Source organism: Enterobacter sp. 18A13 (genome assembly GCF_007035975.1).
In the GTDB taxonomy this organism is placed as follows: domain Bacteria; phylum Pseudomonadota; class Gammaproteobacteria; order Enterobacterales; family Enterobacteriaceae; genus Enterobacter; species Enterobacter vonholyi.
In genome coordinates this window covers 1,558,747-1,574,768 of the sequence record NZ_AP019634.1, presented here as the reverse complement: position 1 = coordinate 1,574,768, position 16,022 = coordinate 1,558,747, and the positions used below count along the sequence as shown (strand labels likewise).

General features: G+C 54.0%; 12 protein-coding genes. 4 read left to right on the top strand and 8 right to left on the bottom strand.

What is annotated here, in order from left to right; genetic code table 11:
- Nucleotides 1–34: 34 nt before the first annotated feature.
- From ycaO to pflA, 4 genes are all read left to right on the top strand, one after another.
- Nucleotides 35–1,795, top strand: a complete 1,761-nt coding sequence (gene ycaO, locus FOY93_RS07615; RefSeq protein WP_172621909.1) for a 30S ribosomal protein S12 methylthiotransferase accessory factor YcaO — start codon at nucleotides 35–37, stop codon at nucleotides 1,793–1,795.
- Nucleotides 1,796–2,201: 406 nt separating this feature from the next.
- Nucleotides 2,202–3,059, top strand: a complete 858-nt coding sequence (focA, locus tag FOY93_RS07610; protein WP_008499974.1) for a formate transporter FocA — start codon at nucleotides 2,202–2,204, stop codon at nucleotides 3,057–3,059.
- Nucleotides 3,060–3,110: 51 nt separating this feature from the next.
- Nucleotides 3,111–5,393, top strand: a complete 2,283-nt coding sequence (gene pflB / locus FOY93_RS07605; protein WP_023310992.1) for a formate C-acetyltransferase — start codon at nucleotides 3,111–3,113, stop codon at nucleotides 5,391–5,393.
- Nucleotides 5,394–5,596: 203 nt separating this feature from the next.
- Nucleotides 5,597–6,337, top strand: a complete 741-nt coding sequence (gene pflA, locus FOY93_RS07600; RefSeq protein ID WP_045630022.1) for a pyruvate formate lyase 1-activating protein — start codon at nucleotides 5,597–5,599, stop codon at nucleotides 6,335–6,337.
- Between the two features lie 36 nt (nucleotides 6,338–6,373).
- Here the strand turns inward: pflA and FOY93_RS07595 are convergent, their stop codons facing one another.
- From FOY93_RS07595 to lolA, 8 genes are all read right to left on the bottom strand, one after another.
- Complete coding sequence (locus FOY93_RS07595) at nucleotides 6,374–6,904, bottom strand: anti-virulence regulator CigR family protein (RefSeq protein ID WP_111963925.1); 531 nt, start codon at nucleotides 6,902–6,904, stop codon at nucleotides 6,374–6,376.
- 123 nt (nucleotides 6,905–7,027) lie between these two features.
- Entirely contained in the window at nucleotides 7,028–8,176 is a 1,149-nt protein-coding gene (locus tag FOY93_RS07590; RefSeq protein ID WP_111963924.1) for an MFS transporter, read from the bottom strand.
- Between the two features lie 276 nt (nucleotides 8,177–8,452).
- Entirely contained in the window at nucleotides 8,453–9,316 is an 864-nt protein-coding gene (locus FOY93_RS07585) for a dimethyl sulfoxide reductase anchor subunit family protein (protein WP_111963923.1), read from the bottom strand.
- A 1-nt stretch (nucleotide 9,317) separates the two neighbouring features.
- Nucleotides 9,318–9,935 carry a DMSO/selenate family reductase complex B subunit gene (locus FOY93_RS07580; protein WP_021240882.1) on the bottom strand — a complete coding sequence of 206 codons (618 nt, stop codon included), beginning with the start codon at nucleotides 9,933–9,935 and terminating at the stop codon, nucleotides 9,318–9,320.
- Nucleotides 9,936–9,945: 10 nt separating this feature from the next.
- The gene (dmsA, locus tag FOY93_RS07575; protein WP_143344888.1) at nucleotides 9,946–12,390 is read right to left on the bottom strand and encodes a dimethylsulfoxide reductase subunit A; all 2,445 of its coding nucleotides are present in this window, start codon (nucleotides 12,388–12,390) and stop codon (nucleotides 9,946–9,948) included.
- 210 nt (nucleotides 12,391–12,600) lie between these two features.
- Nucleotides 12,601–13,893: a serine--tRNA ligase gene (gene serS, locus FOY93_RS07570; protein WP_008499983.1), complete on the bottom strand. Its 1,293-nt coding sequence runs from the start codon at nucleotides 13,891–13,893 to the stop codon at nucleotides 12,601–12,603.
- A gap of 92 nt (nucleotides 13,894–13,985) precedes the next feature.
- Nucleotides 13,986–15,329 carry a replication-associated recombination protein RarA gene (gene rarA, locus FOY93_RS07565; protein ID WP_111963921.1) on the bottom strand — a complete coding sequence of 448 codons (1,344 nt, stop codon included), beginning with the start codon at nucleotides 15,327–15,329 and terminating at the stop codon, nucleotides 13,986–13,988.
- 9 nt (nucleotides 15,330–15,338) lie between these two features.
- A complete protein-coding gene (gene lolA / locus FOY93_RS07560) occupies nucleotides 15,339–15,953 on the bottom strand; it encodes an outer membrane lipoprotein periplasmic chaperone LolA (protein WP_021240884.1) in 615 nt (204 codons plus the stop codon).
- Between the last annotated feature and the right edge of the window lie 69 nt (nucleotides 15,954–16,022).

Here is a 16,022-nt window from a genome sequence, read left to right as displayed (position 1 = left end):
ATTGCGCGCTTTACGTACGATAAAAGTGAACGCCATGACTCAAACGTTTATCCCCGGCAAAGATGCCGCTCTGGAAGATTCCATCGCTCGCTTCCAGCAGAAACTGACCGACCTGGGTTTTAACATCGAAGAAGCCTCCTGGCTCAATCCGGTGCCTCACGTCTGGTCCGTGCATATTCGCGATAAAGACTGTGCCCTGTGCTTTACCAACGGTAAAGGCGCGACAAAAAAAGCGGCACTGGCCTCTGCGCTGGGTGAGTATTTTGAGCGTCTGTCCACCAACTATTTCTTCGCTGACTTCTGGCTGGGCGAGACCATCGCTAACGGCCCGTTCGTTCACTATCCAAATGAAAAATGGTTCCCGCTGACCGAAGACGACGAACTACCGGAAGGTATTCTCGACGCACGCCTGCGTGCCTTCTACGATCCAGACAACGAACTGACCGCCAGCATGCTGATCGATCTGCAGTCTGGCAATGAGGATCGTGGGATCTGCGCCCTGCCGTTTACCCGTCAGTCTGACGAGCAGACCGTCTATATCCCGATGAACATCGTCGGCAACCTGTATGTGTCCAACGGTATGTCCGCGGGTAACACCCGCAATGAAGCGCGCGTGCAGGGCCTTTCCGAAGTCTTTGAACGCCACATTAAAAACCGCATCATTGCCGAATCCATTAGCCTGCCTGAAATTCCGGCCGACGTGCTGGCGCGCTACCCGGGCGTGGTGGAATCCATCGCTAAGCTGGAAGCAGAAGGTTTCCCAATCTTTGCCTATGACGGCTCGCTGGGCGGCAAGTACCCGGTTATCTGCGTCGTGCTGTTCAACCCGACAAACGGCACCTGTTTCGCCTCCTTTGGCGCGCACCCTGACTTCGGCGTGGCGCTGGAACGCACCGTCACCGAGCTGCTGCAGGGCCGTAGCCTGAAAGATCTCGACGTGTTCACACCGCCAACGTTTGACGATGAAGAAGTGGCTGAACATACGAACCTCGAAACCCACTTCATTGACTCCAGCGGTTTGATCTCCTGGGATATGTTCAAACAGGACGCAGACTATCCGTTCGTGGACTGGAGCTTTGCAGGAACAACGGAAGAAGAGTTCGCAACGCTGATGGCGATTTTCAAAGCCGAAGACCAGGAAGTTTACATTGCCGACTACGAGCACCTGGGCGTCTATGCATGCCGCATTATTGTTCCCGGCATGTCCGACATCTACCCTGCAGAAGATCTGTGGCTGGCGAATAACAGCATGGGCGCACATCTGCGCGAAACGCTGCTGGCTCTTCCGGGCAGCGAGTGGGAGAAAGAAGATTATCTGAACCTGATCGCCCAACTGGACGAGGAAGGCCACGACGACTTCACCCGCGTACGCGAACTGCTGGGTCTGGCGACCGGTAAAGACAACGGCTGGTACACCCTGCGTATTGGTGAGCTGAAAGCGATGCTGGCCCTGGCGGGTGGCGACCTGGATCAGGCCCTGGCCTGGACCGAGTGGACCATGGAATTCAACCAGTCGGTCTTCTCTGCCGAGCGCACCAACTATTACCGTTGCCTGCAAACCCTGCTGCTGCTTGCACAGGAAGAGGATCGCGAACCGCTGCAATACCTGAACGCTTTCGTGCGCATGTACGGTGCTGAGGCTGTAGAAGCAGCCAGCGCGGCCCTGAGCGCTGAAGCGCCGTTCTATGGCCTGCAGGCTGTTGATAGCGATCTGCAAGCCTTCCCGGCGCACCAGTCGCTGCTGAAGGCCTACGAAAAACTGCAGAAAGCAAAAGCCGCTTACTGGTCAAAATAAGCGCACATAACATTACCAGCAGTAGGCGTATTCAATCGTCTGGGCTATATTACGGGGCAATTTCATTGCCCCGTTTTTTATTTTCTTCGGCAATGACTGTTGATTGTAATAATAAAGTTAAACATGGGTAAATATAATAATATTTACCTGGGCTTTACTGTTACTTTTTATGGTAAATACTCCATATTAATTAACTGTATCCGAGGTGGCTGAACGAAAAAATTCAACTCTTTTCATAACTTTTAAAATTTATTTTTATACGGATAATCAAACACTTACTCCGCATTTGCTGTAAATCCATACACACTGCGGGCCTATAAGCCAGGCGAGATATGATCTATATCAATTTCTCTTCTATAATGCTTTGTTAGTATCTCGTCGCCGACTTAATAAAGAGAGAGTTAGTGTGAAAGCTGACAACCCTTTTGATCTTTTACTCCCTGCTGCGATGGCCAAAGTTGCCGAAGAAGCGGGTGTCTATAAAGCAACGAAACACCCGATGAAGACGTTCTATCTGGCGATCACGGCTGGTGTATTCATCTCTATCGCTTTCGTCTTCTACATCACCGCCACCACCGGTACTGCCGGAATGCCTTTCGGTATGGCCAAACTGATTGGCGGCATTTGTTTCTCACTGGGTCTGATTCTCTGCGTCATCTGCGGCGCCGACCTCTTCACCTCAACGGTGCTGATTGTCGTGGCAAAGGCCAGCGGAAGAATTACCTGGGGTCAGCTGGCACGTAACTGGCTTAACGTCTACGTGGGTAACCTGGTTGGCTGTCTGCTCTTTGTTTTGTTGATGTGGCTTTCTGGCGAGTACATGACCGCCAACGGTGGCTGGGGCCTTAACGTCCTGCAAACCGCCGACCACAAAATGCACCACACATTTATCGAAGCCGTTGCTCTCGGCATCCTCGCTAACCTGATGGTCTGCCTGGCTGTATGGATGAGCTACTCGGGTCGTAGCCTGATGGACAAAGCCTTAATTATGGTTCTGCCGGTTGCGATGTTTGTTGCCAGCGGCTTTGAGCACAGTATCGCGAATATGTTCATGATCCCAATGGGCATTGTCATCCGCGACTTTGCGAGCCCGGAGTTCTGGACCGCAGTTGGTTCATCCCCGGAAAGTTTCTCACACCTGACTATTATGAATTTCATTACTGATAACCTGATCCCTGTCACTATCGGGAACATTATCGGTGGGGGTCTGTTAGTTGGGTTGACATACTGGGTCATTTACCTGCGTGGCGACGATCATCATTGATGGTTTTCTCAGGCAGTAAATAAAAAATCCACTTAAGAAGGTAGGTGTTACATGTCCGAGCTTAATGAAAAGTTAGCCACAGCCTGGGAAGGTTTTGCGAAAGGTGACTGGCAGAATGAAGTAAACGTACGTGACTTCATTCAGAAAAACTATACCCCGTATGAAGGTGACGAATCCTTCCTGGCTGGCGCAACTGACGCGACCACCAAGCTGTGGGACAGCGTAATGGAAGGCGTTAAACTGGAAAACCGCACTCACGCGCCAGTTGATTTTGACACCTCCGTTGCTTCCACCATCACTTCTCACGATGCTGGCTACATCAACAAAGCCCTTGAGAAAATCGTTGGTCTGCAGACTGAAGCACCACTGAAACGCGCAATCATCCCGTTCGGTGGTATCAAAATGGTTGAAGGTTCCTGCAAAGCGTATAACCGCGAGCTGGATCCAATGCTGAAAAAAATCTTCACCGAATACCGTAAAACCCACAACCAGGGTGTATTCGATGTTTACACCAAAGACATTCTGAACTGCCGTAAATCTGGCGTTCTGACTGGTCTGCCAGATGCGTATGGCCGTGGCCGTATCATCGGTGACTACCGTCGCGTTGCGCTGTACGGTATCGACTTCCTGATGAAAGACAAGTACGCGCAGTTTGTTTCCCTGCAGTCTGACCTGGAAAATGGCGTAAACCTGGAAGCGACTATTCGTCTGCGTGAAGAAATCGCTGAACAGCACCGCGCGCTGGGTCAGATCAAAGAGATGGCGGCGAAATATGGCTGCGATATCTCTGGTCCTGCTACCAACGCTCAGGAAGCTATCCAGTGGACCTACTTCGGCTACCTGGCCGCAGTTAAGTCTCAGAACGGTGCAGCAATGTCCTTCGGTCGCGTATCCACCTTCCTGGATGCCTACATCGAACGTGACCTGAAAGCAGGCAAAATCACCGAGCAAGACGCTCAGGAAATGATTGACCACCTGGTCATGAAACTGCGTATGGTTCGCTTCCTGCGTACCCCTGAATACGATGAGCTGTTCTCCGGTGACCCAATCTGGGCAACTGAATCCATCGGCGGTATGGGCGTTGACGGCCGTACTCTGGTAACCAAAAACAGCTTCCGCTTCCTGAACACCCTGTACACCATGGGTCCTTCTCCGGAGCCGAACATCACCGTTCTGTGGTCTGAAAAACTGCCTCTGAACTTCAAGAAATTCGCGGCTAAAGTGTCCATCGATACCTCTTCTCTGCAGTACGAGAACGATGACCTGATGCGTCCGGACTTCAACAACGACGATTACGCTATCGCTTGCTGCGTAAGCCCAATGGTTGTTGGTAAACAAATGCAGTTCTTCGGTGCGCGTGCAAACCTGGCGAAAACCATGCTGTACGCTATCAACGGCGGCGTTGATGAAAAACTGAAAATGCAGGTTGGTCCTAAATCTGAGCCGATCAAAGGCGACGTTCTGAACTTCGACGAAGTCATGGACCGCATGGATCACTTCATGGACTGGCTGGCTAAGCAGTACGTCACTGCACTGAACGTTATCCACTACATGCACGACAAGTACAGCTACGAAGCCTCTCTGATGGCGCTGCACGACCGTGACGTTATCCGCACCATGGCGTGTGGTATCGCTGGTCTGTCCGTTGCTGCTGACTCCCTGTCTGCAATCAAATATGCGAAAGTTAAACCAATTCGTGACGAAGACGGTCTGGCTATCGACTTCGAAATCGAAGGCGAATATCCGCAGTTTGGTAATAACGACTCTCGCGTTGATGACATGGCGGTTGACCTGGTAGAACGTTTCATGAAGAAAATTCAGAAACTGACTACCTACCGTAACGCTATCCCGACTCAGTCTGTTCTGACCATCACCTCTAACGTTGTGTATGGTAAGAAAACCGGTAACACCCCAGACGGTCGTCGTGCTGGCGCGCCATTCGGCCCAGGTGCTAACCCAATGCACGGTCGTGACCAGAAAGGTGCTGTTGCCTCTCTGACTTCCGTAGCTAAACTGCCGTTTGCTTACGCGAAAGATGGTATCTCTTACACCTTCTCTATCGTGCCAAACGCGCTGGGTAAAGACGACGAAGTGCGTAAAACCAACCTCGCGGGTCTGATGGATGGTTACTTCCACCACGAAGCGTCCATCGAAGGTGGTCAGCACCTGAACGTGAACGTAATGAACCGTGAAATGCTGCTCGACGCGATGGAACACCCTGAGAAATATCCTCAGCTGACCATCCGCGTATCTGGCTACGCAGTACGTTTTAACTCCCTGACTAAAGAACAGCAGCAGGACGTTATCACCCGTACTTTCACTCAGTCCATGTAAGTGGAATTGACTGAAATCACGCGTTAACAAGCGTACAATAAAGGCTCCACGTCAGTGGGGCCTTTTTAGCACCCTCTCCACCTCAGTCTCTTTTGTCCGCTATCTATACTTAATGGATAACAGCCAAAACAGACTTAACACAGCCGGCTTTGAGCTGTGCATACACAGGCCCGGGACGGGCCGATGATGGAGATATCACCGCAATGTCAACTATTGGTCGTATTCACTCCTTTGAATCCTGTGGCACCGTTGATGGCCCGGGTATCCGCTTTATCACCTTTTTCCAGGGCTGCCTGATGCGCTGCCTGTACTGCCATAACCGCGATACCTGGGACACGCACGGCGGCAAAGAAGTGACCGTTGAAGACTTGATGAAAGAGGTGGTGACCTACCGCCACTTTATGAACGCGTCCGGTGGCGGCGTCACCGCATCCGGCGGTGAAGCCATTCTTCAGGCTGAATTTGTCCGTGACTGGTTCCGCGCCTGCCACAAAGAAGGCATACATACCTGCCTGGATACCAATGGCTTTGTACGTCGCTACGATCCGGTGATTGATGAACTGCTTGAAGTGACCGATCTGGTGATGCTCGATCTCAAACAGATGAACGATGAGATCCACCAGAACCTCGTTGGTGTCTCAAACCACCGCACGCTGGAGTTTGCCAAATACATAGCCGACAAAGGCATCAAAACCTGGATCCGCTACGTGGTTGTTCCTGGCTGGTCAGACGACGACGACTCCGCGCACCGCCTGGGGGAATTCACCCGTGACATGGGCAACGTCGAGAAAATCGAGCTTCTGCCCTATCACGAGCTGGGTAAACATAAATGGGTGGCCATGGGCGAAGAGTACAAACTCGATGGCGTGAAGCCGCCGAAAAAAGAGACGATGGAACGCGTGAAAGGTATTCTCGAGCAGTATGGCCACAAGGTCATGTATTAAAGAAAAGGCCCGGTAAAACCGGGCCTTTTTTATATTCTATTTAAATACACCGTTAATAACGGACGTCACAATGGCTGTGCTCAGCGCAATTAAGACCAGGTCGTCCCCGACCACGCGCCATTCATAGCCTGGGTAGGAAGGAAGCTGGTCCAGCATAGAGGCTGGCACGGTTTTCTTCGCAATGCCAGGAGGAAGCGGCTTACCGCGCGCCAGGTTTTTCGCGATGCCCGGAGGCAGAGAGTCATAACCCGTTAAGCCATAATTCAGCGCCAGGTGACGCGCATGATCGAAGCTCACGCGAGCATCAACATCATTACCGACGTCTTTGCTATTTTTGAAGCTCTTATTCGATTTTCCAGGGTTATCCTGTCCGCTATTTTGCTTATTTCCATGGTTGCCGGAGTTACCTGAATTCCCGTTACCATGATTACCGCCATTACCTTGTCCGCCACCGTTTCCGTGACCACCGCCATTCCCGTTTCCAGGATTAGCCATGACCGGAGCCGTTGCAAACGTTAAAGACAACACTACGGCAAGTGCGGTAGTGGAAAAACGACGAATAGACATGATTGCTGCCTTATAGTGGTAGGACTCACATGAATTATCGCCTGGCGCAATAAACAAACAATAAGTAAAACTCTTAGTTGTGACAGGGACAAAAAAGCCTGTCATCGACAGGCTTTAATTTAATCAGGCATGTGCCACAGGCGTTGGATGCTCACCTGCTTTACGCAGCAGCATTAAGAGATATATAAACGACACGCTGGCAATCATGATAAACAGTAAATTGTCGGAGTAATTCTGCATCAGCATCGCGGTAAACGTCGGCCCTAATAAGCTGCCGATGGTATAGCTCAGTAACAGCGCCTGGTTCATTGCCACCAGCTGGTGGTGCTCAACTTTCTCACAGGCCCAGGCCATTGCCACCGGATAGAGCGTAAAGCCGGCGGCCCCGAGAATAAACAGCGCAGGCGCCATTGCGGCGTTGCTGAGCATGGCAAGACATCCCATGATGACCACGAAAACCTGAACGCGCAGCACCAGCAGACGACCGAAGCGGTCCGCCAGTCGGCCAATCGGCCACTGCCCGACGATCCCGGCACTCACCATCACCGCCATCCAGAAGCCAATTCCGGAATCGCTGACGCCCTGATGATTCAGATAGAGCGGCATCAGACCATAGAGCGAGCCCAGTACAATCCCCGATATAATGCAGCCGTTAACGCCCAGACGCGCATGACGCAGTCTGAGCATTGGCCAGACGTGGGTTGCTTCCTGGTGTTCGCTGTTCTGGTTCACGATGCGCGTGAAGAGCAAAGGCAAGATCGCGGCCAGCACCATACCCGTTACCCACGGCAGAACGCTCATGAGGTCGGTTGGCAGCTTGCTGACCATCAGTTGCCCCAGCACGGTGCCGACGTAATAAACCATCATATAGGCTGCCAGCAGGCGTCCACGATTACGGGAGGTGCCGCTGCACATCAGCGCACTTTCAACGACTACCCAAATCATCGCGCAGCCTACACCGGCGATAAAGCGCCATGCCATCCAGCTCCAAAAGCCGACCATCAGGCCCAGCCCCGCACACCCGGCAGCGAAAATCAGCGAAGCCAGATAATAGCTGCGGTTAAAGCCAAAGCGCTTAATCAGGCTCCCGGTCACCAAGGTTCCAAGAAGGTTGCCGGTAAAAAAGGACGAGCTGACCATACCCACCTGCCAGGTCGGTAAGTTTTCATGGGCAAGCCACAGCGGGACGAGCGTATTTAACACTGCGATCGCCAGGGTCAACAGAAGCAAGCCACAGAGCAACAGCAGCACTGGCCGGGTATAGGTGGTCATGGATTAAAAAGCCGTGAGGAAGTTCAGATTTCGTGCGCATCATGCCACTGGCAAAAACAAAGTCAATCCACTGATTTAGCCGCCTCGCACAATATGTTCCCTGTCGATTTAAAAAACTTATCCTGCTAATGCCACGCCTGCTATAGATATTAATTATGTCTCTGTTTTCATTTATTAATGGGCAAAATTAAAACAAAACGACAGTCGAAAAATTTCATGATCGAAAAAAGAAAAAGCCGGGCACTCAGGCCCGGCTTGATATAACCAAATACAACGTTAACTGGCGATAGCCATACCTACAGTCATATGCAACCCGTAGAACACGCCGCGACCAATCAGTTCACCCGCCAGTACCAGCACAAAGGCCAGTGACAGCAGCGGCAGCGCGGGCTGATAACCTTTGAGCTGAGGAGCAATCCAGAATACCAACGCGGCGACCAGCAGAACGATGCGCCAGGCCATCAGAGCACCGTAGTCCGGTACCAGGGCAGAAGCCTGCTGGATAGAGCTGTGAATGGTTGCCAGTTCTGCACCCTGCATCAGGGCGACTATCGAACTCACTACCAGCGCCAGCAGAGAAACTGCGGGCAGCAAACGCATTGCCCACCCGTCTACGCCCGCCACGCGCAGCAGCAGGTAGCCCAGCAGCGGTCCGCCGATCAACATCGTCAGGAAGAAGCTCATTGGCGTCCAGACGCTGTACCATGTTGGAACGGTATCGATGGTGTTATAGACGCGCACCATCATCCACACGAACACCACGCCTAACACCATGGTCACGATTAGCCACAGGCTGCGCAGACCCGCAGGCAATTTTTTCATGGCGGCCAACAGCCAGCCCAGCCCACCGACGGCAAAGAAAATTGCTCCGCTGGCAATCTCGTTACTGAGGGATGAGGCCCCCACGCGGTTCAGGGAGTTAAACGCGCGCATAGGCGACCCCAGGTGAAGCGTAGAGGCGATAAACCCAATCCCCATCAGCACCCACAGGCCAAACATGCTCAACACTAAACGCTGCTGCTGTTCAGCATTAAGGCGACCTTTCAACAGCGCCAGCGCGAGCACAATGAAACCGCCCGCCACGCACTGACCAAAGACCGTGAAGATCATCAGCGGCCATTCATGCCATCCACTTCCCATCTCACACCTCCTTCGGATTTGCCAGGTAGCCGGTAGTGTCACCTGTAGGACGGCTGTTGGCGTTAGGTTTAATCACAATGCTCGGCTTCGTGAAGTGCGCAGACGGCAGCGGTGCCACTGCGGCAAGCTGACCGTGTTTTTGACGCAGCTCTTCAATCGGGCCGAAGTCCAGCGCGCGCAGCGGGCAGGACTCAACGCAAATCGGCTTTTTGCCATCCGCCACGCGGGTGTGGCAACCGTCGCATTTGGTCATATGACCTTTGGCGGCGTTGTACTGCGGCGCACCGTACGGGCACGCCATGTGGCAGTACCGGCAGCCGATACAGACATCTTCATCCACCACCACAAAGCCGTCTTCACGCTTGTGCATTGCCCCGCTCGGGCAGACCTTGGTGCAGGCCGGATCTTCACAGTGGTTGCAGGCAATCGACAGGTAATAGGCAAAGACGTTCTGATGCCAGACGCCGTTATCTTCCTGCCAGTCGCCCCCGGCGTATTCGTAGATGCGGCGGAAGCTGACGTCAGGAGTCAGGTCTTTGTAATCTTTACAGGCCAGCTCGCAGGTTTTGCACCCGGTGCAACGGCTGGAATCAATAAAAAATCCATACTGGGTTGTCATCGGCTACTCCTTAAACCTTTTCAACCTGGACAAGGTTTGTGTGGGATGGGTTGCCCTTCGCCAGCGGCGACGGACGCTGCGTGGTCAGTACGTTAATACTGCCCGCCTGGTCGATGCGGTTGGCATCAGGGCTGTACCAGGCCCCTTCTCCCAGCGCCACTACGCCTGGCATCATGCGCGGCGTCACCTTAGCTTCAATGTGCACCTCGCCGCGACCGTTGAAGATACGCACGCGATCGCCATTGCTGATGCCTCGCGCTTTGGCATCCATCGGGTTGATCCACATCTCCTGACGGCAGGCAGCCTTGAGTACGTCGACGTTACCGTAGGTGGAGTGCACGCGCGCTTTGTAGTGGAAACCGGTCAGCTGCAGCGGGAATTTCGCCGTCAGCGGATCGTTGTAGTTTTCGAAACCCGGCGTGTAGATCGGCAGCGGATCGATAACATCCCCTTCCGGCAGCTCCCAGGTCGACGCGATTTTTGCCAGCTCTTCGGAGTAGATTTCGATTTTGCCCGACGGCGTGGTCAGCGGATTCGCCTGCGGATCTTCACGGAACGCTTTGTACGCCACGTGGTGCCCTTCCGGATCGCGCTGTTTGTACATACCCTGCTTACGGAAGGTATCGAAATCAGGCAGGTCAGGGACCGCCTTACGGGAGAGTTCATGCAGATGGCGCATCCACCCTTCCTGTGTACGTCCCTCGGTAAACTGCTGCTCAACGCCAAGACGTTTCGCCAGCTCAGAGGTCATCTCATAAATGGTTTTGCACTCGAAGCGCGGTTTGATCGCCTGATCGGTGAAGATCACGTAGGACATGTTGCCGCAGGAGGCGTCCAGTGCGAAATCCATCTGCTCAGAGGCGGTGCAGTCCGGCAGCAGGATATCGGCATATTTCGCCGAGGAGGTCATGTGGCAGTCGATCACCACAATCATCTCGCACTTCTTATCATCCTGCAGGATTTCATGGGTACGGTTGATTTCGGAGTGTTGGTTGATGAGACAGTTACCGGCATAGTTCCAGATCATCTTGATCGGCACGTCCAGCTTGTCCTTGCCGCGCACGCCGTCGCGCAGGGCGGTCATTTCCGGGCCGCGTTCAATCGCATCGGTCCACATAAACATGGAGATGCTGGTCTGAACCGGGTTATCCAGCGTCGGCATACGTTCGAACGGCACTTCATATGAACCTTCACGCGCGCCGGTGTTACCGCCGTGAATGCCGACGTTGCCGGTCAGAATGGAGAGCATGGAGATGGCACGGGTCGCGATTTCGCCGTTCGCATGACGCTGCGGACCCCAGCCCTGGCTGATATAGGCCGGTTTGGCTGAACCAATTTCACGCGCCAGCTGAACGATACGCTCAGCCGGGATGCCGGTGATGGTGGACGCCCACTCCGGCGTTTTCGCCACGCCGTCGCTGCCCTGTCCGAGAATATACGCCTTGTAGTGACCGTTTGCCGGCGCGCTGGCTGGCAGAGTTTTCTCGTCATAGCCGACGCAGTATTTATCCAGGAAAGGCTGATCGACAAGATTCTCAGTGATCATCACCCACGCCAGGGCGGAGACCAGCGCCGCGTCGGTCCCCGGACGAATGGGAATCCACTCGTCTTCACGTCCGGCGCCGGTGTCGGTGTAGCGTGGGTCGATGATGATCATGCGGGCATTGGATTTGGCGCGGGCCTGTTCGAGGTAGTAGGTTACCCCACCGCCGCTCATGCGGGTTTCACCCGGGTTATTGCCGAACAGCACCACCAGCTTACTATTTTCGATATCAGACGGGCTGTTTCCGTCCGCCCAGCCGCCATAGGTGTAGTTCAGGCCAGCAGCAATCTGCGCCGATGAGTAGTCACCATAGTGATTGAGATAACCGCCGCAGCAGTTCATCAGGCGCGCCACCAGCGTTTTACCCGGTGGCCAGGAACGGGTCAGCGTGCCGCCAAGCGTCCCGGTACCGTAGTTCAGGTAGATGGATTCGTTGCCGTACTCTTTAATCAAACGCTGCATGTTAGTGGCAATGATATCGTAGGCTTCATCCCAGCTAATCCGCTCGAACTTCCCTTCCCCACGCTTACCGACGCGCTTCATCGGGTATTTCAGGCGGTCAGGATTATAGACGCGACGACGCATGGAGCGACCGCGCAGGCAGGCACGGACCTGATGTAACCCTTCGTAGTTATCGTCCCCGGTATTGTCGGTTTCGACATATTTAATTTCACCATCCACCACATGCATACGCAGCGGACAACGGCTACCGCAGTTGACGGTACAGGCACTCCACACCACTTTTTCCGGGGAAGTGGCCGGAGACAGAGCATCAGCCGCCGACGCCAGTCGGGTAAAGGGGAGCGTGAAGGCACTGCTGGCTACGGCCAGGCCGCCTATGGCCGTGGTTTTCATCAAACCACGGCGAGTGACCTCGGCAGCCATTAATGCTTCAGGCGCGTTGATTTTCATAGAGACTCACTTTGGTTGCTCACAAAGAAAAGAGAGGCGGCGCAAACCGCTATGTAGTTTTATATATAACGAATATTTTCGTTATCAGCGTTTTATGCTGACTTTCATTCGGAGGAGTATTACTACTTTAGAGGGAGGGGGTATTGCGTCGTATCAATTCATAAGCATAAAAAAAGCGCCCTGAGGCGCTTTTTTGTTTTGAGACAAATATTAACCGATGTACTGCTGGCCTTTCATGTATGGACGCAGCACTTCAGGGATCTCGATACGACCGTCTGCCTGCTGATAGTTTTCCAGCACGGCAACCAGGGTACGACCCACAGCCAGACCAGAACCGTTCAGGGTATGTACCAGACGGGTTTTCTTGTCAGATTTGCTGCGGCAGCGTGCCTGCATGCGGCGCGCCTGGAAATCCCAGACGTTAGAGCAGGAGGAGATTTCACGGTAGGTGTTCTGCGCAGGCACCCACACTTCCAGATCGAAGGTTTTGCAGGCGCCAAAGCCCATATCACCGGTACACAGAGCCATACGACGGTACGGCAGACCCAGCAGCTCCAGCACCTTCTCCGCGTGGCCGGTCATCTCTTCCAGCGCGTCCATGGATTCTTCTGGACGAACGATCTGCACCATCTCAACTTTGTCGAACTGGTGCATACGGATCAGACCGCGCGTGTCGCGACCGTAAGAACCGGCTTCAGAACGGAAGCACGGTGAATGTGCCGTCAGTTTGATCGGCAGATCGTCTTCGTCGATGATCTCATCACGCACGAGGTTAGTCAGCGGCACTTCCGCGGTTGGGATCAGCGCGTAGTTGCTGCTGTCTGCTTCTTCGTCCAGCGGGCGGGTATGGAACAGGTCGCCGGCAAATTTCGGCAGCTGGCCCGTACCGTACAGCGTATCGTGGTTGACCAGATACGGCACGTAGGTTTCGCTGTAGCCATGCTGCTCTGTGTGCAGATCCAGCATGAACTGCGCCAGCGCGCGGTGCAGATGGGCAATCTGGCCTTTCATCACCACGAAGCGAGAACCTGTCAGCTTAACCGCTGCCGCAAAGTCCAGGCCCGCGTGCATTTCGCCCAGCGTCACGTGATCGCGTACTTCGAAGTCAAACTCACGAGGCGTACCCCAGCGCTTCACTTCAACGTTGTCGTTTTCATCTTTGCCGACAGGCACGCTGTCGTCAGGAATATTCGGGATAGCCAGGGCAATATCACGAATCTCGGCCTGAAGAACGTCCAGCTCAGCTTTCGCCTGATCCAGTTCTTCGCCCAGTTTGTTCACTTCCAGGCGTAATGGCTCAATATCTTCCCCGCGCGCTTTCGCCTGGCCGATGGATTTCGATCGAGAGTTACGCTCTGCCTGCAGATTTTCAGTTTGTACCTGCAGTACTTTACGACGCTCTTCAAGAGCGCGTAGCTTATCTACATCCAGCTTAAAGCCCCGGCGTGCCAGTTTTTCAGCGACTGCGTCTGGCTCATTACGCAGCAGATTGGGATCGAGCATGCTTATCCTGTGCTTATCGAATTAAAATAGGAAAATGTGACCACAGCCTGCGGCCACAAGGATACTACGCCAACATTACCGCAACGATTGAACTAACGGTAGCGTTTTATAGGGCTATTTTGATCCTGTCCGGCGAGCCAGGTGAGCTTTTCACCAATCTTGCCTTCAAGACCTCTGTTTGTGGGGCGATAATAGCGCGTTTGTGCCATCTCCTGCGGGAAATATTCCTCCCCTGCGGCGTAGGCATTGGGTTCATCATGAGCGTAGCGGTACTCCTGCCCATACCCCATCTCTTTCATCAGTTTGGTCGGTGCATTACGCAAATGAACCGGAACATCGTAGTCCGGACGTTCACGCGCATCCGACATCGCCGCTTTAAACGCGGTATAAACCGCGTTGCTTTTCGGCGCGCAGGCCAGATAAACAATCGCCTGCGCGATGGCACGTTCGCCCTCCGCTGGTCCAACGCGGGTGAAGCAGTCCCAGGCCGACAGCGCAACCTGCATAGCGCGAGGATCGGCATTGCCAACATCTTCAGACGCAATCGCCAGACAGCGGCGCGCGACATATAGCGGATCGCCGCCCGCAGTGATAATGCGCGCGTACCAGTAAAGCGCCGCATCCGGCGCGCTGCCGCGTACCGACTTATGCAGCGCCGAGATCAGGTCGTAAAAACGGTCGCCTTTATTGTCGAAACGGGCGCTGCGTTCCCCGGCAATTTCGGTGAGCAATTCCGGTTTAAGCACCCGCTTCCCGGCATCGTCGACTTCGGCCATATCGGCCATCATTTCCAGCGTATTCAGCGCCCGACGCGCATCGCCGTTGACCAGCTCCGCGATCGCACGACGCGTGTCGTCGGGCAGAACGATATCCTGCCCGCCGTAGCCGCGCGCTTTGTCGTCCATCGCCTGGGTGAGAACCTTTTCAATATCCTCGGTAGTCAGCGATTTGAGCAGATAAACGCGCGCGCGGGAGAGTAGCGCCGAGTTCAGTTCAAACGACGGATTCTCGGTGGTCGCGCCGATGAAGAAGATCGTGCCGTCTTCAATATGCGGCAGGAAGGCATCCTGCTGGCTTTTGTTGAAGCGGTGGACTTCGTCCACGAAGAGGATGGTGCGCCGCCCGGCATTGCGGTTCTGCCGCGCACGCTCGATCGCCTCACGGATCTCCTTCACGCCGGAGGTCACCGCCGAGATGCGTTCAACGTCCGCGTTGGCATAGCGGGCGATCACTTCTGCAAGCGTGGTCTTGCCGGTGCCAGGGGGCCCCCAGAGAATCATGGAGTGAAGATGCCCGGCCTCAATGGCGCGTGGCAATGGCTTACCGGCAGCCAGCAGGTGCTGCTGGCCGATGTACTGCGCTAAATTTTCTGGCCGCATACGGGCGGCCAGAGGTTGAAACGCGTTATCTGAAAAATCGAGCGACAGATTGCCCACTCACGCCTCTTACTTATTGCGTTGGTCGTCCACCGTCACGCCCTTCGGCGGGGTAAAGGTGAATTTCGATGCATCAACGGCACCGTTCTGCTGAGATTTAAGCTGGTAGCTGCTGCGCTGATCGTCCTGCTCAACCGCGCCGAACTGATTAATGGTACCGTTGGTGCTCACGTTAATGGTGAACTGCTTCAGGTTGCCGTTGCTGCCTTTCGGCGTCAGGACAAACTCGTCACCCGTCTGTTTAATATTGTACTGCTGCCAGTCGCTGGCCTGGTTACGGGCAATCAGCATAAACGGCGTATTGCTGGTGGCATCTTTCAGCCAGGTCGCAGTAGCCTGCTCAACGAACGGGTTGTAGAACCATAAGGTTTTACCGTCAGACACCAGGATGCTCTCATCCGGCTGGGTCATGTGCCAGTTGAACAGATTTGGGCGTTTTACCCACAAATCTCCCTGGCCTTCCTGCACCGCGTTGCCGCTGCCGTCCGTCACTTTTTGCGTGAAGCTGGCGTGGAAGCTGCTTACTTTATCCAGTCGGCTTTTAAGGTCGCTGGCTGCATCAGCCCAGACGCTGCTGGCAACAAAACTGGTGAGTAATGCACAGGCGATGGCGATTTTTTTCATTGTTATTCCTTAAAATACGTCTTCCCGATATGGGATTTCCGTCTTCTATTCTGGACCTGCCCGAAGGCA

What these genes read in the sequence shown, in the direction of transcription:
- serS (WP_008499983.1), bottom strand. Translation starts at nt 13,893, where the DNA reads ATGCTCGATCCCAATCTGCTGCGTAATGAGCCAGACGCAGTCGCTGAA.
- pflA (WP_045630022.1), top strand. Translation starts at nt 5,597, where the DNA reads ATGTCAACTATTGGTCGTATTCACTCCTTTGAATCCTGTGGCACCGTT.
- FOY93_RS07595 (WP_111963925.1), bottom strand. Translation starts at nt 6,904, where the DNA reads ATGTCTATTCGTCGTTTTTCCACTACCGCACTTGCCGTAGTGTTGTCT.
- dmsA (WP_143344888.1), bottom strand. Translation starts at nt 12,390, where the DNA reads ATGAAAATCAACGCGCCTGAAGCATTAATGGCTGCCGAGGTCACTCGC.
- FOY93_RS07590 (WP_111963924.1), bottom strand. Translation starts at nt 8,176, where the DNA reads ATGACCACCTATACCCGGCCAGTGCTGCTGTTGCTCTGTGGCTTGCTT.
- pflB (WP_023310992.1), top strand. Translation starts at nt 3,111, where the DNA reads ATGTCCGAGCTTAATGAAAAGTTAGCCACAGCCTGGGAAGGTTTTGCG.
- ycaO (WP_172621909.1), top strand. Translation starts at nt 35, where the DNA reads ATGACTCAAACGTTTATCCCCGGCAAAGATGCCGCTCTGGAAGATTCC.
- lolA (WP_021240884.1), bottom strand. Translation starts at nt 15,953, where the DNA reads ATGAAAAAAATCGCCATCGCCTGTGCATTACTCACCAGTTTTGTTGCC.
- FOY93_RS07580 (WP_021240882.1), bottom strand. Translation starts at nt 9,935, where the DNA reads ATGACAACCCAGTATGGATTTTTTATTGATTCCAGCCGTTGCACCGGG.
- FOY93_RS07585 (WP_111963923.1), bottom strand. Translation starts at nt 9,316, where the DNA reads ATGGGAAGTGGATGGCATGAATGGCCGCTGATGATCTTCACGGTCTTT.